The sequence below is a fragment of the Dissulfurirhabdus thermomarina genome (genome assembly GCF_012979235.1).
Classification (GTDB): Bacteria; Desulfobacterota; Dissulfuribacteria; order Dissulfuribacterales; family Dissulfurirhabdaceae; genus Dissulfurirhabdus; species Dissulfurirhabdus thermomarina.
On the sequence record NZ_JAATWC010000005.1, the window covers coordinates 154,066 to 175,804 of the forward strand.

General features: G+C 71.4%; 20 protein-coding genes. 5 read left to right on the forward strand and 15 right to left on the reverse strand.

Annotated features, from left to right (window positions below; translation table 11 throughout):
• Window positions 1-21: 21 nt before the first annotated feature.
• The 10 genes from HCU62_RS07705 to HCU62_RS07750 form a co-directional block, all read right to left on the reverse strand.
• Window positions 22-549 (reverse strand): hypothetical protein, encoded by a 528-nt coding sequence (locus HCU62_RS07705; protein ID WP_163298552.1) that lies wholly within the window; start codon window positions 547-549, stop codon window positions 22-24.
• 117 nt (window positions 550-666) lie between these two features.
• The gene (locus HCU62_RS07710) at window positions 667-1,185 is read right to left on the reverse strand and encodes a hypothetical protein (protein ID WP_163298551.1); all 519 of its coding nucleotides are present in this window, start codon (window positions 1,183-1,185) and stop codon (window positions 667-669) included.
• Between the two features lie 77 nt (window positions 1,186-1,262).
• Entirely contained in the window at window positions 1,263-3,734 is a 2,472-nt protein-coding gene (locus tag HCU62_RS12640) for a S8 family serine peptidase (protein ID WP_163298550.1), read from the reverse strand.
• A gap of 465 nt (window positions 3,735-4,199) precedes the next feature.
• Window positions 4,200-6,188 carry a hypothetical protein gene (locus tag HCU62_RS07720; RefSeq protein ID WP_163298549.1) on the reverse strand — a complete coding sequence of 663 codons (1,989 nt, stop codon included), beginning with the start codon at window positions 6,186-6,188 and terminating at the stop codon, window positions 4,200-4,202.
• Window positions 6,189-6,201: 13 nt separating this feature from the next.
• The gene (locus HCU62_RS07725) at window positions 6,202-6,807 is read right to left on the reverse strand and encodes a S8 family serine peptidase (protein WP_163298548.1); all 606 of its coding nucleotides are present in this window, start codon (window positions 6,805-6,807) and stop codon (window positions 6,202-6,204) included.
• Window positions 6,797-7,354 (reverse strand): sigma-70 family RNA polymerase sigma factor, encoded by a 558-nt coding sequence (locus HCU62_RS07730; RefSeq protein WP_163298547.1) that lies wholly within the window; start codon window positions 7,352-7,354, stop codon window positions 6,797-6,799. Before HCU62_RS07730 ends, HCU62_RS07725 begins: the two co-directional genes overlap by 11 nt.
• A 241-nt stretch (window positions 7,355-7,595) precedes the next feature.
• Entirely contained in the window at window positions 7,596-8,648 is a 1,053-nt protein-coding gene (locus tag HCU62_RS07735) for a serine/threonine-protein kinase (protein ID WP_181448355.1), read from the reverse strand.
• A gap of 143 nt (window positions 8,649-8,791) precedes the next feature.
• A complete protein-coding gene (locus HCU62_RS07740) occupies window positions 8,792-9,634 on the reverse strand; it encodes a GPI anchored serine-threonine rich family protein (protein ID WP_169755545.1) in 843 nt (280 codons plus the stop codon).
• Window positions 9,635-9,745: 111 nt separating this feature from the next.
• Entirely contained in the window at window positions 9,746-10,228 is a 483-nt protein-coding gene (locus HCU62_RS07745; RefSeq protein WP_163299128.1) for a universal stress protein, read from the reverse strand.
• Window positions 10,221-11,177, reverse strand: coding sequence for a ketopantoate reductase family protein (locus tag HCU62_RS07750; protein ID WP_163299129.1), 957 nt, complete (start codon window positions 11,175-11,177; stop codon window positions 10,221-10,223). The genes HCU62_RS07745 and HCU62_RS07750 overlap by 8 nt, the downstream gene beginning before the upstream one ends.
• A 183-nt stretch (window positions 11,178-11,360) precedes the next feature.
• Here HCU62_RS07750 and HCU62_RS07755 point away from each other — a divergent pair, with 183 nt between their 5' ends.
• The 5 genes from HCU62_RS07755 to HCU62_RS07775 all read left to right on the forward strand — a co-directional run bounded on the left by HCU62_RS07755 (window position 11,361) and on the right by HCU62_RS07775 (window position 17,141).
• Entirely contained in the window at window positions 11,361-11,699 is a 339-nt protein-coding gene (locus HCU62_RS07755; RefSeq protein ID WP_163299130.1) for a potassium channel family protein, read from the forward strand.
• Complete coding sequence (locus HCU62_RS07760; protein WP_163299131.1) at window positions 11,692-14,157, forward strand: heavy metal translocating P-type ATPase; 2,466 nt, start codon at window positions 11,692-11,694, stop codon at window positions 14,155-14,157. The genes HCU62_RS07755 and HCU62_RS07760 overlap by 8 nt, the downstream gene beginning before the upstream one ends.
• A 1-nt stretch (window position 14,158) precedes the next feature.
• Complete coding sequence (locus HCU62_RS07765; protein ID WP_163299132.1) at window positions 14,159-15,010, forward strand: sterol desaturase family protein; 852 nt, start codon at window positions 14,159-14,161, stop codon at window positions 15,008-15,010.
• 332 nt (window positions 15,011-15,342) lie between these two features.
• Complete coding sequence (extI, locus tag HCU62_RS07770; RefSeq protein WP_163299133.1) at window positions 15,343-16,731, forward strand: selenite/tellurite reduction operon porin ExtI; 1,389 nt, start codon at window positions 15,343-15,345, stop codon at window positions 16,729-16,731.
• A 74-nt stretch (window positions 16,732-16,805) separates the two neighbouring features.
• On the forward strand, window positions 16,806-17,141 hold the full coding sequence (locus tag HCU62_RS07775; RefSeq protein WP_163299134.1) for a hypothetical protein: 336 nt from the start codon (window positions 16,806-16,808) through the stop codon (window positions 17,139-17,141).
• Between the two features lie 4 nt (window positions 17,142-17,145).
• On the opposite strand, the gene HCU62_RS07780 is transcribed toward HCU62_RS07775, so the two are convergent.
• Genes HCU62_RS07780 through HCU62_RS07800 form a run of 5 tightly spaced genes read right to left on the reverse strand, consistent with a single transcriptional unit; the run spans window position 17,146 to window position 21,538 of the window.
• The gene (locus HCU62_RS07780) at window positions 17,146-17,868 is read right to left on the reverse strand and encodes a Crp/Fnr family transcriptional regulator (protein WP_163299135.1); all 723 of its coding nucleotides are present in this window, start codon (window positions 17,866-17,868) and stop codon (window positions 17,146-17,148) included.
• On the reverse strand, window positions 17,843-18,538 hold the full coding sequence (locus HCU62_RS07785; RefSeq protein ID WP_163299136.1) for a Crp/Fnr family transcriptional regulator: 696 nt from the start codon (window positions 18,536-18,538) through the stop codon (window positions 17,843-17,845). Before HCU62_RS07785 ends, HCU62_RS07780 begins: the two co-directional genes overlap by 26 nt.
• A gap of 40 nt (window positions 18,539-18,578) precedes the next feature.
• Entirely contained in the window at window positions 18,579-19,592 is a 1,014-nt protein-coding gene (locus HCU62_RS07790; protein WP_169755546.1) for a hypothetical protein, read from the reverse strand.
• Entirely contained in the window at window positions 19,589-20,920 is a 1,332-nt protein-coding gene (locus HCU62_RS07795) for a COG3014 family protein (RefSeq protein ID WP_163299639.1), read from the reverse strand. Before HCU62_RS07795 ends, HCU62_RS07790 begins: the two co-directional genes overlap by 4 nt.
• Window positions 20,921-20,929: 9 nt before the next feature.
• Window positions 20,930-21,538, reverse strand: a complete 609-nt coding sequence (locus tag HCU62_RS07800; RefSeq protein ID WP_163299641.1) for a penicillin-binding protein activator LpoB — start codon at window positions 21,536-21,538, stop codon at window positions 20,930-20,932.
• Between the last annotated feature and the right edge of the window lie 201 nt (window positions 21,539-21,739).

The window sequence follows — 21,739 nt, forward strand, 5'->3', positions numbered from 1 at the left end:
CTGCGGTGGCGCCGTCCGCCCCTACTGGACCACGTAGGAGGACATGCACTGGTGGATGATCCGCACGTTGTCGGCGGGGTTCTTCTCCTGGACCGGCGGCGCCGGCCGGATCTCCGCCCGGATGCCGGCGCTCTTTCTCACGAGCAGGGGCGTGTTGGAGATGGAGAAGGTCTTCCGCGAGGCCTGGGCGAGGCCGGAGAAGGGGATGCTCCGGGTGACCGAGCGTCCCTGCATCAGGTCGAAGTAGGTCACGGTGATGGTGCCGGCGGCCTGGATGCCCGGCGTCTGGCTGGTGACGACGACCTCCAGGTTCGGCAGCAGCATGGCGTCCACGCCGGCCGGCTGGCAGGGGCACGAGTTCTTCGCGCCCAGGCTGTAGATCTGGAGGTCGGCGGCGAAGTGGAGCTTGCTCGGGTCGATCTTCGTCTTCTGCACCTGGATGCCGACGGGCGCGGTCCGGATGGGCGGGCCCGCCAGGGCGGCGGTGGCGAGGGCGGCGCCGGCCGCGAGGGCCAGGGCGAGCGGGGCGAGGGATGTCGTCTTCTTCATGGTCGTGTCCTCCTTGGGATGTATTGATGCGTCGAGCGCGATCTGCAGCTCGGGACCGGCAGCCTTCCGGGCCGGCGGGGCGGGAGCCTGCCGGCTCCGATGCCGTCCGGCCACGGGTCAGCGGTACCGGTGGGCGCCGCAGGAGAGGCTCCGGCCCAGGATGTTGTTGCCTTCGTCGGCCTCCTTGATCTGGTTGCCGGCGTCCGTCCACGCGCGGATGGTCACGGTCCGCCCGGGGCGGACCACCTGTTCGGGCATGATGCCCAGGCCCCGCCGGGTGAGGGAGCCCCCGGGCCGCTGGAGCTGGCGCCCCGGGTCGAAGCCCTGAAGGTCGATGCCGCCCCAGGGTCGGCCGTTTCTGTAGAGCTGGAGGCCGACGGCGCCGGAGCGGAGGTAGGCCGCGTCGGGGATCGATCCCGGGCCGAGGTTCTTCACGGTGACGATGACCCGGCACTTCGGGTCGAGGTGGATGTCGGTGACGGCGAGGTCCGGGAGCGCGGCCAGGCGCTTGGGGAAGGGCGCCCGTTTCTCCAGGGCGGGGACGGCGGCGCCCCCGGCACGGGCCGCCGGGGGGACGGCGGCAAGTCCCAGGGCCAAGACGAGCGCGGCGCATCCGGTGAGACGTTTCGGTTCCATGTGGGCCTCCTCCTTTCGGTGCGCCGGCGGGTGCGCCGGCGGTTTTGCCCATGAGTGGCGGCGGCGGCCGGAAAGGTTCACCGCCGGGTGGCCGGGGCCCCGGTTCCGCTCCGCCGGCTTTCCGGGGCGCGGCAAAGGCGCATCGCCAGGAGCCTTTCGGCCCATTGGCAAAGGCCGCCCGCCGAGGCGTGGAGGGCGCCCCGATCCACCCTCCCGTCACGGCCCAGGGCCAGGGCCACCACGCCGCTCACCGCCGCCGCGGCGAGGGACGTCCCGTCGAGGAAGTTGTAATCCCCGCCCGGGGTGGTGGTGAGGACGTGGATGCAGGGGGCGGAAAGGTCCGCCATGCGGGCGATCTCCGCGTCGGGGAAGGGCCTCCCCCCCGCGTCCCGGCCCGCCACCGCCACCACGTCCGGGTGGGCGGCGGGAAAGGCGAGGGCGCCCCGGCCCGGGACGTTCCCGGCCGGGGCCACGAAGACGACGCCCCGGCGCGCCCCGGCCGAGATCACCCGCGCGACGAGCGGATCCGGGACGGTGGCGCCGAGGCTCAGGTTCACCACCCCGGCCCGTTCCGCGACCGCCGTGTCCACGGCCTCCGCCACCGCGGTGGAGACGCAGCGGCCTTCCGGGCGCCCGGGCGCCGCCTGGCGGCAGGCCCGCAGGGCGAGGAGCTCCGCCTCCGGCGCGATCCCCTCGATGCCCCGGCCGTTCAGGGCCGCGGCGATGACGCCGGCCACGGCGGTCCCGTGGATCTCGGCCCGGTAGGCCTCGCCGGGAACGAGGTTCCGGGCGGACCGGATCCGGCCCCGGAGGTCCTCGTGGCCGGTGTCCACCCCGGTGTCGATCACCGCCACCAGAACGCCCTTTCCCCGGAGGCGGCGGTGGAGGCGCTCGAAGTCGAGCTCGCGGCCGAGCCCCTGGAGGTCGGACATGGGTTCCGACAGGGTCCGGAAGACGTAGTTCGGCTGGGCGAGGACCACGCCCTTCTCCCGCCGGATCTCGGCGGAGAGGCGGAAGACGTCCCGGTCCGTCCGGAACACGGCGCACCGCCAGCCGATGGAACGGAGGCGGAATGTGCGGACCGGCCGGAGCTCGTACCGGTCCTGGACCGCCTCCAGGACGCGGGCGCCCTCGGCGTCGTCCGCCGCGGCCACCAGGATCTCGCCCGGGACCACCTCGGCCTTCGAGCCGAAGGTAAAGGTGCCGATGGCGCTTTCGGCCTTCGGGGTCCCGTCCGCCGCGAATCCCTTCACGTGCCAGAGATACCGGCCGCCCGGGCGGAAGACGGCCCCCAGGGTGAAGGCGGGCGGCGTGTAGCGGGTGGCGCGGGTGTAGGCCGAGAAGACCGGCTTCTCCCCGGCCCGCTCCAGGAACTCCACCAGGTAGGTCCGGCAGCCGGGGGCCGCCCGCCAGGTGAAGACCGGCCTCGAGGCAGCGACGTTCCCGCCGTCCCCCGGCTCGAGGAGGACGATCCGGGCCCTTCCGGCCGTGCCGCCGCTGGCGACGAAGTAGATGGCCTCCGGGAGGGGGATCTCCTGCGCCGGTTCCGTCACCACGAACCGGAGCACGTGGGTGCCCTCCTGGAAGGTGGGGAGCCCCGGGGGATCCGGGAGGCGGAGGGTCACGAACCGTTCCGCCGCCAGGTGCCGTTCCACCACCGCGAGCCGCCGGCCGTCCACCTCCCAGTAGCCGCGGAGCAGGCCGGAGCCGGTGAACCAGACGTCGGCGAAGGCCTTCGGGGCGGGTCCGCTCCGCGCGACCTCGGCCTCAGCCCGACGGTTGCCGAAGTAGAGCTGGATCCGGGTCACCCGGAAATCGGCCCCGGCCTCGGTGGTGAGGGTGAGGGTGGCGAGGGCGGTGGCGGAGAGGAAGGCGTTGGAGAACTGTCGCTGGTAGACCACCTGGGGGGTGCCGAGCCGCTCGGCGCGCTCGAGCACGGCAACCGGTACGGGAACCGCCTCCGTGACGATTGCCGTACCGTTTCGGATCGCCGCGGACAGCGGGGCCCGGACCTCGCCCACCACCCGCCCCCCGGCCAGGAAGACCCCCTTGGAGGAGCTCAGGGTGAGGGAGGCGGGCGGCGTGGCGGTGAACCGGTAGGCGAGCGCCTGGGAGGCGGCGGCGCCCCGGGCCGTCTGGAAGGCGGGCGGGGAGACCGCCACGGCCACGGCCGGCGGGTTGACCACCAGGGTGCCCGTCCCCGGGTCGGGCGGATTGGGCGGTGTCAGGCACGCCCCGGCCTTTTCACGGGCGGTCAGGGTGAAGGTCCCGGGGGTCGCGTACACGTGGGTGAGGCCCGAAAGGGTGCAGGGCGTGGTGGTGCAGGTGCCGGCGTCGGTCCAGGGGGAGCCGTCGCCGAAGTTCACCTCCATCGTGCAGCTCGGGGCCCCCACCAGGGGGAAGTCTGCGGTCACCGTCACGGCCACCGGCTGCGTCACCACGGCCGGGGAGGGGGCCGCCGATACGGTCACGGCCGCCGCGGGATCGGCCGGGACGGCGGCCAGGGCGGCCAGGACGAGCACGGGTGCGACAAGGCGGTGGAGCTTCATGTGGGGCCTCCTTCACGGATTTCGTGGCGTCCGGGGCGCGGGAGGTTCATCCTCCGGCCTCCCGCTTGGGGAACGGAGGGCTGCGATCCTGTCGCCTCCGGCTCGCCTCTGGTCGCCTGGGAGACGGGCTCCTCGACTGGATTCGGCCTGCCGGAACCCAAATCCACACGGGCAGGAGGCGGATTCGGCGCCCTTCCAAGAGCGCGGCACCGCCACAGAGGGCGGGGGGCGGCGATGGCCGGGAGTCGATCCATTTTTTCGGGGAACCTGGAGCGATGTTCTGATTCCCCAGCGATGATGCCCTCTTAATTTGCATGGATGGCCCGGCAATAAAGCTCCGGGATCGGCACGGAATGGATAGGCGAGAATCGCCGAGGACGAGGCGCGGCCATCGCGAGGAACGGGGCGTACTCGAAGATGCGATGGGAAGCACCACCGTCATTGGCGGCTCTCGCGACGCCATCATCAAAAGGCGAAGGGCAGGGCGGCCGACAGCACCAGGAAGAGCCGGAGATCCTCGTTCCCCGTTCCCTGGGTCCGGTCGCGGTTTCGCCCGTACCGGAGGAGAAGCCCCGCCGCCGGGCGGGCCGGGCCCGGCAGGGCCTTCGCCTCGAAGTTCCAGGCCAGGCGGGCGTCGGCCTGGATGTTGTCCTGCTCGGACGGGGCGTCGCCGGCGGTGCGCATACGGCTGTAGGTCCCGGCCAGGTCGCCGGAGAGGCGGCCGCCGAGCCACGTTCCCCGGAGCGCCGTGGTGACGGTGGTGGTGTCGGTCCGCAGGTGCAGGGCCGGCAGCCGCGCCCGGTTGAAGGAGATGCTGGGCGTGAGGGAGAGGTTCCCGGCCGTGTAGGAGAGGGTGAGGGTGCCGGCGGCCGTGGTGCTGTCGTTGCCCTGGGGCGTCCGGTCGTCCTGCACGGAGTAGGCGGCCTGGAGGCCCGCGTTCCAGGCCCCCTTCATCCAGTTGAGCCGGGCGGCCGCCGTGGTGGTCTCGTTCCGGAGGGGGGGCGCCGTGGCGGGGCCGCCGTCGGCGTCCAGGGCGACGACCTGGAGGTTGAGCCCGGCCGGGAGGGACGGGATCCCGGAAAAACCGTAGTCCAGTGCGGCCTGGGTGGTGGTGGTCCGCGCGAAGAGATCGCTGCCGTCCACGTTGTCGTGGAAGCGCGAGAAGGAGAGGTTCAGGGCGTGGACCCCGAAGGCGGCGCCGCCGGCCAGGCGGAATCCCTCGCGGTCCTTCTGAAGCCCCTGGTTGCCGATCACGTCGTAGGCGGGGCCCGTGTACTCGTAGGCCGCCTCGTAGGAGTAGCGGCCCGCGAACCCAGCGGCCCGGACCTTCCAGGCCTTGTCGTTTGCGGCGTCGAACTCGTCCGAGGTGTCGGGGTCGAACCGCGAAAGGTCCAGCTCCGCCTCGGTGGTGAGGCGGCGGCCGAAGAGGTCCGCCGCGGCGGCGAGACCGAGGACGCGGCCCCGCTTGTCGCCCGCCGGGCCGGCCCACAGGCCGAGGGTGGTGCCGGCCTCTTCGCCGCCCTCGGCGTAGAGGGCCTGGGCCCGGAATCGCCCGTCCAGGGCGTCGAAACCGGCACGGGCCCCGGCGAGGTGGTCCTTCGCCCCGGTCCCCACCCCCACCTCGCTGCCAGGCCCGTAGGCCGGGGCGCTATCCACGGAGAAGGCCTCGAGCCGCAGGCCGCCGCCCGCCAGTTCCATCCGCCCGCCCCGGCGGGCGAGCCCCTGGATCGTGGCGGGCGTAAGCTCGATCCGGACGTCGCCGAGCTCGGCGCGGAGTCGCAGCCGTTCCCCCTCCCGGGTGAGCCCGAGGAGGTAGGTCGCCAGCCGCAGGCCCTTCTCCAGGGGCGGGGCCACAGGGGCGTCCTGGTCGAGGTAGCGGAGCCGGGAGTGGAAGTCCAGGGACCAGGCATCCTCGCCGAGTCGGGTCTCGTCGGCCAGCTCGGCCTCCACCTTGGCGGCGGGGACGCCGGAGACGTCGGCGGGCTTCGCCAGGCGCACCTCCGAGACGGCGGAGAGGACGTTCTGCGAGGCCGCCTCTCGAAGGAGCCGGCTGTGGCGGGTCGAGAAGGTGAAGGCGGTCCGGGCCTCGGCACCGCCCGGTTCCGTGACGGCCACCTCCAGCTGGTGCGGGCCCGGGGGGAGGATCTCCACCGGCCGGTACCGGAAGCCCGCCGGGGTGGCCTCCACGGCGCCCGTGACGTCCACGCCGTCGAGGAGCACGAGGAGGCCCCCGGGCTGGACCGGCGCGGCGAACTCGCACTCGATGAGGGGGCGCTTCGCCGTGACGAGGGCACCCTCGGCGGGGCGGACGAGCCGGACCGGCGGGGCGCCCAGGGCCGGCCGCCCGCCGGCGAGCAGGAGGGCGGCGAGGAGCAGGGTCCACCCCCACGCCGCCCCGGCGCAAGGGCCTTTCCGTGGCTCCGGGCCGGGGCGGGGGGAGGGACGGACTGGCACGGGGACCCGCCGGCTAGTAGGCCTGCCGGGCGAAGCGGACCACCCCGGAGCGCCGGAGCCGCTCGAGGAGCGCCTCGGGCCTCGCCCCCGGCGGCACGCGGATCACGTAGAGCCCCTCCGGGGACGGGCCGTCGACGATGGTGGCCCCCACCCGGACGAGCAGCGCCCGGATGTCTTGCTCCCGGGCGTCGGGCCGGAAGACCACGTTCACGGCCACGGCCCGCTCCGCGGTGGGGCGGGGGGCGGTCAAGGTCCGGAGGCCCGACCCGGGCGGGGCGACGAGCAGGAGGAGGATCGCCGCCGCCTGGACCGCCGCCAGGCCCCAGGCCAGCCGGAGGTCACGAAGCGGCGCGGTCCACCGCCGCCACGACGGGGAGGGCCCCGGGACGGTCTCCCGGACACCTTGGAGGATCCGCCCGTAGACCGCCTCCGAGGGGCAGGGCACGCACCTTTCCATCTCCTCGAAGGCCGCCGCGATCTCCCGGCATTCCTGGAGTTCGGCCTGCAGCCCGGGATCCCGCTCCAGGGCCGCCTCTACGGCGGCCCGGTCGCCCTCCGGGAGCGAGCCGTTCAGGTAGAGGGGGAGAAGTCCCCGGAGGCGTTCGCGCTCAGAGGTCATCCCGCCTCACCCCCATCTCGGCCAGGGCCTTGCGAAGGGCGTCCTTGGCGTAGAAGACCCGGGTCTTCACGGTGTTCTCCGGGATGGAGAGCACCTCGGCCGCTTCCCGGTAGTGGAGCCCTTGGTAGAAGACGAGGTCCAGGACCTCCCAGTGCTTCGGCGACAGCCGCGCCAGCGCCGCCCGGAGCACCCGGCGGCGGTCGGCGCCGGCCAGGTCCACCCCGCCTTCTCCGGGGGGATCCGCGAGGGTCTCCAGCGAGACGTGGGTCTGCGTGCGCCGCCGCCGGTTCATGGCGAGGTTCCGCCCGATGCCCACCATCCAGGTGGTCGCGCGGGAGCGTCCGCGGAATTTCTTGGCGCATCGCCACACCTCGGTGAAGGTCTCGACCAGGACGTCCTCCGCATCCGAGGGGTCGGCCAGCAGCCGCAAAAGATAGTAGTAGAGCCGCCGGTGCGTCCGCTCGTAGAGGTCGCGGAAGGCGGCCTCGTCGCCCGCCGCGACCCGCGCCAGCAGCCGTTCCTCGGATTGCGTGCCCGGTTCTCTCATCAGTGGCACCATCGGCGGGAAAGGTTCGATCCCGCCGCCGCTTCCCCGTCCATTGAAGGATGGCCTCGTAAAAAGTCCTCTGAGTGGAGGATCGGCACAAATCGCCAAATGCAAGGCGCGAGGATGTCGAGGAATGAAACGTACTTGAGCGCGCCGCAACGACGAGAACATCCGAAGCTCGCGACTTTTGGGGACGCCATCATTAAAGGGGCGGTCCGCCGGGAATGCAAGGAGGGGGCCGTCATGTCGCCCGGGGAGGGCCCGCGGCGCCGCGGCGCGCCGTCCCCTTCCCTTTCTTCCCCGGGGGCGGCTCCGGGAAGCCGGCCAGGACCCGCTCGAGGTCCTCGGCGATCTCGTCCGCCGAGTCGTAGAAGACGCGGGCGCCCGCAGAGAAGTGGAGGAGGATTCGGTTCAATTCCTCGGGGATGTAGGGGAAGAGCTTCTTCAGGTTCACGATCCGGTCCCGGAAGAGGAGGGAGAGGTCGTCGGTGGTGAGCCGGTCGATGACCTTGGGCCCGAGCGCCGGGTTCTCGTAGACGTCGAGGGGCCGGTAGTTGCCGCGGCCGACGATGAAGAGGAGGATGTTGCCGAGGCCGAAGAGGTCCAGGGCGAAGGGCCGCTCGGGAAGGTAGAAGTCGTAGTCGAAGTCGATCCAGCGAAAGCGCCCCGTGGCGGCGTCGATCAGGACGTGGTCGCGGCGGATGTCGCCGTGCTTGAAGCCGTGGGCGTGGAGGGTGTCGATGGCGGCCAGGGCCTCGAGGAAGAGGCGGAGGAGGCGGGGGACTTCCCGGTGGAAGTAGTGCCGATGCGAACCCCCGAGATGGGCGATGTGGTTGTCCAGGCGCTGGCCGCGGATGATCTCCAGCACCCGGACCAGGTTCCCGGCGGCGTCTTCCACCGGTTCTCCCTGCATGAAGCGGAGATCCCCCCGGACCAGCTCCAGGACGCGGGCCTCCTTCTCGGGGCTCCGGTAGCAGGTCACCCGGAAGCGGCCCAGGGTGATCTGGAAGGTCTCGTGGAAGACGAGCTTCAGGATCCGGTGATCGCCGGTCTCCAGGTCCACGGCCCGCTTCACCCAGAACTTCGGCTGCTCGTCGATGCCGAACCGGCCCTCCCGCTCGTGGCCGGTGACCACGTAGTAGCGGCCCTCCAGGACGATGACGTCGCCGTAGTCGATGGCCATGCAGCGGTGGGTGTCGTGGAAGACGCGGGGCCGGCGGCGGACGTGCCGCGCCTCGAGGTACTCGGCCAGGCGCCGGGCGATGGCCGGGGGGAGATCCTCCGGGCGGCCCATCGGGGGCGGAGAGGGGGGCGGGGCATGGCCGGGCCGGGGCGCCATCGGTTCGGGTCCTGGCCGGCGGTTTCCGGGGGCCGTGGAACCCCGGTGGGTGCCGGCCCGCGGCGGAGGCCGCAGCGGGCCCGTTTCGCCCGCCGTCTTCACCGCCCCAGGATGTCTTGGATGACGGAGCCGGCCGGCCGGCCGGTTCCGGAGGTGACCCGGGTGTTGCACCGCCGCACCCCCAGGGTGTTGTTGCTCATGTCGGGGTCCACCAGGCGGCCCAGGGGGACCACCGCGCCCCGTATCCCGGTGGCGGCCCGGACGAGGACCGGCGCCCGGACGAGGTCCACGATCCGTTCCTCGCCCGGGCCGAGGGCCTTCACGTCCCGCGTGACCACTTCGTTCCGCTGCCGGGCGAGGTCGTAGTAGGTGACCCGTACCCGGAATTCCTTCACGGTCGATTGGGAGCGGTTCCGGACGTGCACCTTGAGGTCGTTCATGTAGAAGGCGTCCACCCCGGCCAGGGTCGGGCCGTAGGGGCAGGCGCCGGAGAGGATGTTTTCGAGCTCGAGGTCCACCGGGAGCGAAGCCGTCGCGGACACCGTGGCCGCCTGCATGTGCAGTGAGAAACCCGCGTTGCTGTCGTCGAAGGCCGATCCGTCCAGGGTCTTCACCCGGATCCGGTAGCCGGAGCCGGCCGGGGCCGTACCCCCCTGGTAACGGCCCGCCTGCCAAGTGAAGGAACCCGGGGCGGCCGGCACGTCCGCCGCGATGTCGCCCACGTAGGCGCCGTTTTTCCGGAGGACGACCCGGACGCGGGTCCCGGGGGCGCAGGTGGAGGTCCAGGTGATGGCGGCGGCCGTCCCCAGCAAGAGGGTCTCGCCGCCGTTCGGGGCGGTCACGGTGAGGCACCCGGCCCGGGCCGGGGCGGCGATGCAGCAGAGGCACAGGCAGAGGGCGAGGGGCGGGAAGGCGCGGGGTCTCGGGGTGGCTGGTGTCATGGGGGCGATCTCCTTATGTCTGGGTGTGGCGTCTGCCAGGGGCCTGGCGTGCGGGGACTCGGCGCGTCTCCCTCGCGGCCGCGGCGGCGGTTTCCCTGCCCGCACCGGCGGTCATCCCACCACCCAGACGGTGCACCCGGAGGCCCGGCGGACCACCGTGGTGGAGACGCTGCCGAAGAGGAACTCCTCCGCCTTGGAGACCCCCCGCTTCCCGAGCACCACCGTTCCGTAGCCGCCGGCGGCGAGCTCCTGGAGGATGGCGTCGCTGATGGTCCGGCCGTCGGACATGCGGGCCAGTGCCCGGACCTGGCCGCGGGGGATGCCGTGGGCGCCGAGGAGATCCGTCACCCTTTGGAAGAGACGGCGGGCCTCGGCTTCCTTCAGCCCCCGGTAGTCGTCCAGGGATCGTCCCGCGGTGTAGTAGTCCGGCGGCGGCTCCGGGTAGACGTGGAGGAGCGTCACCTCCATGCCCGCCGTGCACCCGGCGATCTCTCCCACGTAGCGGACCGCCCGCATGGCGGTCTCGGTGTCGTTCACGGCGACGAGGAGCCGGCGCCAGGTGCGCCCGGCGGCGTCCGGGGCCCGCTCAGCCATGGCGGCCCTCCGCGCCGTGGTGGCCGAGCTTCTCCATGGCCGTCACCAGCTCGGACAAGGTCTGGAGGGTGAGGAGTCGAAGGCCGCGTTCCCGGCCGTAGCGGAAGAGCGCGCCGCACTCCGCGTCGATCTCGGTGCGGCTCCCGTTCAGGATGTCGAGGAACATGGAGGAGAGGTTTTCGGCGGTGGCGCGGCAGGTCTCGTGCAGGAGGGCACGGAGGTCTTCCCCCAGCAGGTCCACCCCCGCGGCCTCCGCGGCCGCGCGGCCCTCGTCCACCAGCCGTTCCATGAGCTGCACGGATTCCGGGTGGGCGAGGAGGTCCCCGTTCTTCACCTTGAGCACCGCCGAGACGGCATTGATGGCGGAGACCACGATGACCTTGTGCCAGAGGCGGCTCACCACCCGGTCGTCCACCCGGGTCTCGAGGCCCGCCGCTCCGAGGGCCCCGGCGATCTTTTCCACCCGGGGGGTGCGGCGGCCGTCGAGCTCGCCGATGACCGTGGGGCCGGTGCCGCCGTGGTGGACCCGGCCCGGGGCCACGGCGGTGGCCGCCATGTAGGTGAAGCCCCCGAGGATGGCGGAGCGGTCGACGAAGCGTTCCATGACCTCGAGGTTCCCGAGGCCCGTCTGGATGCTGAGCACCGGGCAGCGGTCGGAGACGAGGCGGGCCGCCCCCCTCATGGCGGCGGCGGTGTCGAAGGATTTCACCGCGAGGATGACGGCATCGGCCCCGGAGATGTCGGCGGGGTCCAGGAAGGCCCGGGCGGGGTGGAAGGCGATCTGGGAGGGGTCCGAGGCCCCCATGGGCAGGAGGCCGATTCCGTGGCGGTTGACGGCGTCCACGATCTCGGGCCGGACCTCGACGAGCGAGACCTTGTGGCCGCCCCGGGAGAGGAAGGCGCCGAAGAGGCAGCCGATGCTGCCGGCGCCTACGATGGCAAAATGCATGTACTGATCCTCCTGGGCCCATTATAGGCGAAACCGGGTGGAGGTCCACACGCCCGGCGGAACGAGCGGCGCGATACGCCGCCTGCCGGCCGCTGTCTCTCACGCCGGACCGGCACGGGCGGTGCGCTCCCCGGCGGTCCTGCGCGGTTTGACTCGCCGTCGGGATCCGGGTAGGACAAACGCATGGACGTCTTTTTCACCTTCGTCGGCCGGTTCTTCGGGTGCCTCCGGCACGTGGTCCCGGTGCTCCTGGTGCTCTCGGCCGTGGTGGCGGCGCTGGCGTGGCTGTTCTCCGTGGTGGAGTCCATCGGTTTCTTCGACGCCTTCTACTTCGCCGTGGTGACCGCCCTGGCGGTGGGTTACGGCGACATCGTTCCGGTCACTGCGGCGGGAAAGGTGATCGGCATGGCGCTCGGGATGGTGGGAATGGTACTCTTCGGTATCGTGGTGGGGATCTCCACGCGGACCATCATGGTCGTCATGCACCCGGACGAGGTCCGGAGAGGAGGCGGGGATGAGTGACCGGGAAGGGCGGTACGTGGACCCGGTGTGCGGCATGTCCACCGACGAGGAGGGCGCCTTCATTCCCTACGGGCACGGGGGCATGACCTATCACTTCTGTTCCACCCGGTGCCTGGAGCAGTTCAAGGCGGACCCGGAGCGGTACGTCGGGTCGGCCGGCGCGGGTCAGGGCCACGGTCCCCGCCGGCATCGCCATGGCACCGCCGCTCCTGCGCCGGCCCCGGCGCTGCAGGGCGGCTACACCTGCCCCATGCACCCCGAGTTCCACCAGGAGGGGCCGGGCACCTGTCCCAAGTGCGGCATGGCCTTGGAACCCGTGATCCCCCAGGCCCCGGTGGCCGAGTACACCTGCCCCATGCATCCGGAGGTGGTCCAGGAGGGCCCCGGTACCTGCCCGAAGTGCGGCATGGCGCTCGAGCCCGTGGCGGCGCCCGCCGGGGAAGCGGCCAACCCCGAGTACGAGGACATGCGGCGGCGTTTCGTGGCGGGGGCGGTCCTCACCGTCCCCCTGGTCGTCATCGCCATGCGCGGTCTCATCCCGGGCGCCTCGGTGATGGAGCGGTGGTTCTCCGAGCGGACCCTCCAGTGGGTCGAGCTCGTCCTGGCCACCCCGGTGGTGCTCTGGGCGGGATGGCCCTTCTTCGTCCGGGGCCTCCGGTCGGTGATAAACCGCAGCCTCAACATGTTCACCCTCATAGGGCTCGGCGTCTCGGTGGCCTACCTCTACAGCCTGGCGGCCGTCGCCTTCCCCGGCCTCTTCCCGGCGGCCATGCGGTCCCCGGAGGGGCTGGTGGGTGTCTATTTCGAGGCCGCGGCGGTCATCGTCACCCTGATCCTCCTGGGGCAGGTCATGGAGCTCAGGGCCAGGAGCCAGACCGGCGCGGCCATAAAGGCGCTTCTCGGCCTGGCGCCCAAGACGGCCAGGCGCGTCGACGCGGACGGCTCCGAGGAAGACGTTCCCCTGGAACATGTCCAGCCGGGCGACATCCTCCGGGTGCGTCCCGGCGAGAAGGTCCCGGTGGACGGCGTGGTGGTGGAGGGCGCCAGCGCCGTGGACGAGTCCATGATCTCCGGCGAGCCCTTGCCGGTCCGGAAGGGGCCGGGCGACGAGGTCATCGGCGCCACGGTCAACACCACCGGCTCCCTCCTCATCCGGGCGGAGAAGGTGGGGGCGGACACCCTGCTGGCCCAGATCGTCCACATGGTGGCCGAGGCCCAGCGGAGCCGGGCCCCCATCCAGAAGCTGGCCGACGTGGTGGCCGGGTGGTTCGTGCCCGCGGTGATCCTGGTGGCCCTGGTCGCCTTCGCCGTCTGGTTTCTCTACGGCCCGGAGCCCAGGCTTGCCCACGCCGTCATCGCCGCGGTCTCGGTCCTCATCATCGCCTGCCCCTGCGCCCTGGGGCTCGCCACCCCCATGTCCATCATGGTGGCCACCGGGAAGGGGGCCGGGATGGGGGTCCTCTTCCGGAACGCCGAGGCCATCGAGACCCTGCGGAAGGTGGACACCCTGGTGGTGGACAAGACCGGCACCCTCACGGAGGGGCGTCCCCGCCTCGTGGACGTGGTGCCGGCCGGGGGCTTCGAGGCCGCGGAGGTGGTGGGGCTGGCGGCCTCCCTGGAGCAGGGGAGCGAGCATCCCCTGGCGGCCGCCGTCGTCGAGGGGGCGAAGGCGCGCGGCGTGGCCCTCGACCCGGTCTCGGGTTTCGAGTCCCACACCGGCAAGGGGGTCTCGGGCGAGGTGCGGGGGCGCAAGGTCCTCCTGGGCAATGCCAGGCTCCTCGAGGAGGCCGCCATCGAGCCCGGGCCGCTGGGGGAAAAGGCCGGGGCCATGCGGCGCGAGGCCAAGACGGTCATGTTCCTCGCGGTGGACGGCCGCATGGCCGGCCTCGTCGCCGTGGCCGATCCCATCAAGGAGACCACGCCGGGGGCCATAGCGGCGCTCCACGGGGAGGGACTCAGGGTGGTGATGCTCACCGGCGACAACCGGGCCACCGCCGAGGCCGTGGCCGCGCGCCTGGCCATCGACGAGGTGGTGGCCGAGGTCCTGCCCGAGCAGAAGGCCGAGGCGGTGGAACGATTCCAGGCCCAGGGGCGGGTGGTGGCCATGGCCGGCGACGGCATCAACGATGCCCCCGCCCTCGCCCGGGCCGATGTCGGCATCGCCATGGGGACCGGGACCGACGTGGCCATGGAGAGCGCCGGTGTCACCCTGGTCAAGGGCGACCTCACGGGGATCGTCCGGGCCCGGAAGCTCAGCCGGGCCGCCATGCGAAACATCAAGCAGAATCTCTTCTTCGCCTTCGTCTACAACGCCCTGGGCGTGCCGCTGGCGGCGGGCGTCCTCTATCCCCACTTCGGGATCCTGCTGTCGCCCGTGATCGCCGCCGCGGCCATGAGCTTCAGCTCCGTCTCGGTGGTGGCCAATGCCTTGCGGCTGAAGCGGGTGCGGATCGCCTGAGATGGAGCGGGTCCTGTGGATTCGGCTCTCCGCGTTCGCGGGGATCTTCGTCCTCATGGCCCTTTGGGAGGCGGCGGCCCCGAGGCGGCGGCTCACGGTGGCCAAGCCCGGCCGGTGGTTCACCAACCTCTCCATCATCGGGCTCGACAACGCCCTGGTCTTCCTGGTGGCACCCGGGGCGGCGGTGGCCACGGCCGTGGCGGCCCAGGCGGCGGGGTGGGGGCTGCTCAACCGCTTTCTTCTCCCGGGTCCGGCGGCCGTGGTGGTCGGGGTCCTCGCCCTGGACCTCGTGATCTATCTCCAGCACCTGATGTTCCACGCGGTTCCGCTCCTCTGGCGGCTCCACATGGTCCACCATGCCGACCTCGACATCGACGTCACCACCGGCCTCCGGTTCCACCCGGTCGAGATCCTGGTCTCCCTGGGCATCAAGGTGGGGGCGGTGGCGGCCATCGGCCCGCCGGTGGCGGCGGTGGTGATCTTCGAGGTGCTGCTCAACGCCACCTCCATGTTCAACCACGGCAACGTTCGGATGCCGCCGCGGCTGGACCGGGTGTTCAGGCTCCTGGTGGTGACACCGGACATGCACCGCGTGCACCACTCGGTGGCCATCCGGGAGACCAACAGCAACTTCGGGTTCAACTTCCCCTGGTGGGACCGGATCTTCGGGACCTACCGGGCCCAGCCGGCCGCCGGCCACCGGGGGATGACCATCGGGCTCGCCCAGTTCCGGGATCCATCGAGGCTCGGGTTCGTCTCGTGCCTCCTCTTGCCCGTGACCGGTGATCCCGGCGCCTACGCCATCGACAAGAGCGGCATGGAGCCCGTGCGCCGGGAGCGGCCGGAGGGTTGAACGGCCCCCCGCCGGGGCGACCGATACACGTTTCTCCAGGATCCCCGCGGTCACCGGCCGGCTGGCCCGGGGAGGGCACCGTCCAGGCGGCCCTGCAGGTCCTCGCACGTTCCCGCACTCCCTCCGCATCCTGGGCCGGCCGCCCGCCTCCCGGAAGGCGCGGGGGCGGGATCGTCGCCGTGCGGCGGCGAAGCTCCGGGGACCCGATTCTTGACCAAGGTCACATAAACCCGTGACCGATATCATTGTGAGCCCTCCCATGTCCGGCTTTAAAGGAAGAAAGTCGGGGTGGAGCACAACAACTCAAGTTCCACGGAAGGAGGGTGCACTTCATGAAACGGACCCGTGACAAGTTGCGTGCCATCTGTGTCTGTCTCGTCTTGGCGACGGGGTTCCTCCTGCCGGCCTTGGCGGCGGCCGGTCCCCTCATCGAGTTCGGAGACGAGGGTTACCTCCAGATGGATGTGAAGCTCCAGGGCATCGCCGATTACGCCGACTTCGGCTCCGGCCGGTACGGGGACAAGGGCCGGTGGGATCTCAACCTCCGGCGGACCCGGATCTCCCTGACGGGGTTCCTGAACGACACCTGGGGCGCCAAGTTCCAGACCTGCGGCGGGTCCAGCGTCGACCGGCAGTTCGGCGGCCCCGGGTTCTCCATCGCCAACACCAACGACAAGGCCAACAGCCGGATACGGGTCGTGGACGCCTACCTGATCGGGCTCCTCGCCGACTGGCTGAACCTCAAGATCGGGATGACCAAGATCCCCCTCACCCGGGCGAACCTGGACGAATGCTTCGCCCCCCTGACCACCGAGCGTTCCCGGTACGTCTATACCCCCTTCGGGGTGGACGCCACCAAGAGCAGCCGGGACATGGGAATCGTGGTATCGGGGAACTTCTTCGAGGACCATCTCAAGTACTGGGCGGCCGTGATGGAGGGACGTGACGGGACCGCGAAGTTCCCCAACCCCTTCGTGGACCAGACCTTCTACACCAGCCCGGAGCCCGAGAGTAACCTCGAGTACGTGCTGCGGCTCCATTACTCTGCCCTCGATCCCGAAAACGGTCCGACGTCCATGGGTTACGAGGGGACCTACCTCGGGAAGAAGGGGAAGATCTTCACCATCGGGGTCGCGGGCGCCTACGAGGCGGATGCCGCCTTCAAGGACACGGCCCCGGCGGCTGCTCCGGGCAATCCCGGGTTCCTGCAAGCGCAGGTGCTGGATGACAAGACGGTGGATTACTGGGCCTTCACGGCCGACGCCTTCCTCGAGATCCCCATCGTGGGCAACGGCGACTGGCTTACCCTCACCGGCATGTACCTCAACGTCGACCTGGACGACGCCTACAAGACGGCCCGCGCGGTGGCCGACCTGAACACCATCGTGGGCGGCCTGGTCGGGCAGCGGGAAGGCTGGTACGTGAAGGCCGGCTACGTCCTGCCCTTCCGGGTCTTCGAGGACGGCATCATCCAGCCGTTCGGCCGCTACGAGCGCTTCGACTACGCCAACCTCTACGGGGTCGACGACCAGACCGTGGAGGAATGGGGCGGCGGCTTCAACTACTTCCCCCTCGGAGATCTCAACCTGCGTTTCTCCGTGGAGTACCAGCACATGGAATACGACAAGCCCACCAAGTTCGGCGACTACCTGAGCCAGACGACCAACCGGACCTTCACGGACGCCGATATCCTGACCCTCGAATTCATGGTCACCATCTGACAGGCGGCGACGGCGGCGGCTCCTTCGCGAGCCAGGAGGCGGGGGGCCGCCGCCTGTCACGCCGGGAGGGGACGATGCGACCTCTCGTGCTCGGCCTTTTGGGGGGGATGTGGATCTTGGTCCTCGCCGGCGGTTGCCTGGCCGAGGAGATGGTGATCCGCCTCCAATCCGGCAACTCCATCCGGATCACCTACCACGGGCTCATCGACCAGGTCACCTTCGAGGGGAAGGGGGATGCCATCACCGGCGTCGTTCTGCCGCAGCCGCCGGATCGCCACCCGGAGGAAGGCGGCGGGCCGGCCGCCGGGGTCTCCGGGGAGGGACGGGCGCCGGAGAAGGGCAAGGGGGAGAAGGCCGGCGGCGAACGCTGGATCCGGCTGAAGTGGGCGAAGCCCATCGACGACTACTAGACGATTAGAGGGAAAGGTCTCCCCGGGCGACGGCCTCGAGCCGATCCGGGTCGAGCACCTTGGCATGCCGCGCCTTTCCGGACGGGACGAGCTCGATGATGCCCGCCGTCCCAAGGCGCCGGAGGGCCCGGGAGACCACCTCGCGCCTCGTCCCCAGAAGGGACGCCATCTCGCTCCGGGTGACCGTGCAGGTCATCTCCTTGGTGCAATCCAGGCTGACGCAACGCCACAGGAACGCGGCCAGCCGTTGCTGGACGCTCCGAAAGGCGAGGGTCTCCACGATCTCTGCGTAGGCCGCCAGCCTCCGGGAGATACAGGCGACGAACCTGTGGATGAGGCCCGCTTCCTTCCGGAGGGCCCGGAAGAGGTCCTCGCGCCCGATGCCGAGCGCCACGGAATCTTGCCGGGCGAGGGCGTTGGCGAAGGCGCTCTCGGAGAAGAGGTTCCCGAGGCAGAAGGCGTCCCCGGCCTTCGCGAACCAGAGGGTGAGGCGCTTTCCGGTGATGTCGCTCTTGAAGACCTCGACCCGCCCGTGCTCGAGGACGTAGAGGCGTTCCACCTTCTCCCCCTGCGTGAAGACGAGGTCTCCCTTCCGGAAGACCCTTCGCTCCATCGCGGCCAGGAGGTCTTCCAGGGCGCTCGGCGGCAGGCCCTCGAAGACGGGGACCCCGCGGAGGAGCTCGAAGTCGGGGCCCCTTCGCCTACCGCTCGCCGTCGCCGTGGTCATGGCCCCTCTCCGCCCGGTCGCGCAATCCGTCCGGGTCCGTGATGAGGATGCGGTGTCCCCTTCTCTCGACCAGTCCCTCCTCGCGCAGCTTCCGGAGCGCCCTCGAGACGACTTCCTGGCAGGTGCCGAGCCGCGCGGCCAGTTCCTCGAGGGAGAGCTTCATGCGGTTGGGGCGCGAGGTCTCCCGGGTCACCAGCAGGAGCTTGGCGAGCCTGGACGTCAGGTCCTTGAAGGCGAGGTCGTCCACCATGATGGAGAAGCAGACGAGTTTCGAGGACAGGCATCCCAGGAAGTTGAGCCCGAAATCGGGGCAGGCGGCGATGATCTCGTCCACCACCCGTTTCTCGAAGGAGATGAGGGTGGAGGTCTCCACGGCCCGGGCATTGGCGAAGGCCCGTTCCACGTTGAGGGTGGCGAGGCAGAAGATGTCGCCGCTGTAATACTTGAACAAGGTCAGCTTCCTGCCCTCGAAGTCGTCCTTGTAGACCTCCACGGATCCGGAGGCCACCACGAAGAGCCGGTCCACCCTTTCTCCCACCCAGAAGACGGCCTCCCCCGGAGCATAGGCGCGCTTGACCCCGGTCTTTTTCATGAGGGAGAGAAGTTCCGCCCGCGGGGGGGACAAGGCGGGTATCCTCGAGAGCAGATCGATGTCGGACCGTTCCAACATGCGGTCTCGTCTCCCCGGGCGCCGCTCCCGGGCGGCGCCCCTACTGGAAGAGCGCGGCCACCGAGGCGGCCAGCTTGGCCGCCAGGGCCCGGGCGGCCTTTTTCCGGGCCTCGTCGGCCTCCACGTGGGCCTCGCGCACCTGGGCGCTGAAGGTGGCGGCCGTCCGGCCGTCGGCGGTGTCGCGGACCCCGGCGGCCCCGTGGGCCCGGGCGTAGTGCCAGCCGGGGGCGCTCCGCGGGACGTCCTCGACCTGGACCCGGCAGATCACCACGGCGTCGGCGGCCGCCTCGTCGGGTGTCACCCAGAGCCCGGCCCGGGTGAGGGCCTGGATCGTCTCCGCCTCCACCGCCTTCGGGGCGTCGCCCCCGGCCCGGACCGCCAGCTTGAGGTCCGCCCGGAGGGACGAGAACTCCCCGATGGCCGCTCGGATGTCGTACGGGGGGGGCGGGGCGGGGCGGCCTACCACCCGGAGCCGGGAGGCCACGACCGACCGGTCCATCCAAAGGTCGCGGACACGGCGGAGGCCGAGGAGCCGGGCCAGCCGGCTCCGGCCGGCGAGGGCCGAGATCGCCCCCGAGATGGTGGCGTCCACCTCCTCGAGGCGCGCGCGCCAGGCCGCGGCGGCCCGGTCCCGGTCCAGCGCCGCCACGGCATGGTAGAGGCCGTCCTTGGAGGATCGCCACACGGTGTCCGTCCGGACGCCCTCGAGGGCCACCCGCGAGGTCACCCGGAGACGGGTCCGGATCTCCTGGCGCAGCCAGTCTTCCTGGTCCTTTCCCTCGCCGTAGACGGCCTTCACCGAATCCACGGCCTCGCTCTCGATGCGGGCCTCGAAGACCCGGGCGAGTTCCGACAACGCGGCGTCCTTGGCGTCGGCCGCCGTCCGGCCCGTTCCCTCGGCGGTGAGGTAGCGCGCGGCCGGGTAGGCGGCCTGGGCGGGCGAGGGCTCGGCCAGCGGGGCGGCGGGGGGCGCCGTCGCCGGGGCGCAGGCTGCGGCCAGGCAGGCGATGCAGCCGGCCGCGAGGGCCTGGAGGAGGGGATGTCCGCGGTTCATGGCTTGGAGGTCCTCCGGGCGAACATGGTCTCGTAGAAGAGGAAGCGTACGCCGCCGGCCGGGACGGCCACCTCCCCGAGGGGGACCGGGGGCCGGTCCGGCACCGTCACCCGGGCAGTGTACCGCCCCGGGGCGACGTCCGCCACGACGAGATGGATCCGGGCCGGCAGATACCGCCACGACCGCGTGTCCGCCCGCTCGATGAAGGTGTTGGCCACGTTCAGGAGGAACCGGGCCGTCCGGCGCTCGCCCTCGTCCTTGATGCGGCGGGTCGCCTGGTGGATGGCCGCCTGCTTGAGGGCGGCCCGGGCCAGCATCTTGGCGACGACCCGGGCCCTTCGGTCCGAGAGGTTCCGGCGCGCGATCCGCTCCACGTCTTCCGCCAGGAAGGGCTCGGCCGCGGCCGTGGCGTCCCTCCCGCCGCGGATCAGGTGCAGGCGGGCGGGCCCCGCACCGAAGGGCGTGGAGACGAGCCTCGGGAAGGCGAGGGGGATGGGGCCGGAAGGGCCGGGGACCACGGCCCGGTCCTCCACCTTGCGCGGAGCGAGGCCGTCGAAGTGGATGAGCACCACGCGGCCGGTGGGGGCGGCGCCCTGGCGCGGCCGGACGGGTCCGAACCGGCGCCGGTACTCGGCCAGGTCCTGGTCGAAGCCGAGCCGGGCCGCCAGGCGGACGAGGTCGCGGCGAAGGGGCGGAGGGAACGGGGTCCCGTAGCGCTCCCGGTAGGCCAGGTAGGCCTCGTAGGCCTTCCGGTAGGCGATGTAGGCGTCGTTGGGCTCGCCCAGCGCCTCGTAGATGAGGCCGCTCAGGTAGCGGCCGAAGGCGTCTTCCTTGTAGACGTTTTTTCCGCCGTACTTTTCGTCGAGGAGGGTGAGCTTCTCGTCCAGGCGGCGGCACTCCACCAGGGCCTCTTCGGGTTCGCCTGCCGCCAGGTAGGCCACGGCGGCCACGATGTTGATGAAGGCCCGCTCGTAGTCCTCGCCCGGGTAGGGCTGGAGGTAGTCGTTGACGAGGTAGGTGCCCGCCTCCCGCGACAGGCTCAGGGTCCAGAGCTCGGTGGCGAGGTCGTCCGCCCGCTGGAGCAGTTGGACCGCCGCCTCCGGGCGTCCGCACAGGAGGTCCAGGGTGGCGGTGTCGAGGAGGTAGAGGAGGCGGGCGTTTCGGCCGTAGGCCCCTTCGCCTTTCTCGGCCAGGGCGCAGGCGGCCTCATAGCGGCCGGCGGCCAGCTCCGCGGTGAGGCGGGCCTGGTAGCGGGCGCTCACGCCGCAGCCCGCCAGGAGCGGCAGCAGGAGGAGGGCCGCCAGGAATCGGTGGAGCCGGGGGCGCATGGGCCCGGCTTACGGCTTGAACCGGCTCCGTTCGATGTACTTCTTGATCTTCTTCTCGCCGATCCAGACCTTGCGGTTGGTCAGGAGGTCGATGAGCTCGAGGTTCACCTGGTAGTAGATGACGCTCTTGCCCTCCACGAGGTCGGTGATGGAGTTGACGGTCCCCTTGAGCATGAAGTCGGCTCCGGTCTCCCGGCCCGCGGCCTTGGCCGTCTCCTCGGCGGCGTTGACGGCCTGGTCGAGGCGTTCCTCCCGGACCTCCGCCCGCTCGGTGCGGCTCGCCACCACCTCCACCTGGCCGGAGTTCACCAGGGCGCGCTCGAGGTCCTTGGTGAAGGTCTGGACGTTGATGTGTTCCCGGCTGCGGTTGAGGATGGTGCCCACGATCACCACGGGGGGCTTGCCGTGCGCCTGGGCGAAACGGGTGTGCCAGGGCCGCTCCAGGCAGTCGCGGATCATGGCCTCGGCCACCAGGCGGGAGTCGGTGTCGTTCCAGTGGCCGCTGAGGTCGATCACCGTCTCGGGGGCCACCCGGTGCACCTTGGGGGCGCAGCCCGGCAGGAGGGCGAGGGCGATCGCGGCGGCGAGCACATGGGAGAGCGGGCGGAGAGCGGACATGGGAGACCTCCGGCGAAGAGGAGTCGGTGTCCCTTCCAACCTAGTGAAGGACGGCGGGGAATTCAAGCCGCCCCGGGCCACGCCTTCCGGCCGAAGGACCCGCTCCGCCCGGGCCGGCGGTGCGGGGCCCCGTCCTGGCCGCCGCCGATGCGTCTCGGGTCAAGCGATCTATTGACATCGGCGCTCTCTTTTCCCGGAAGG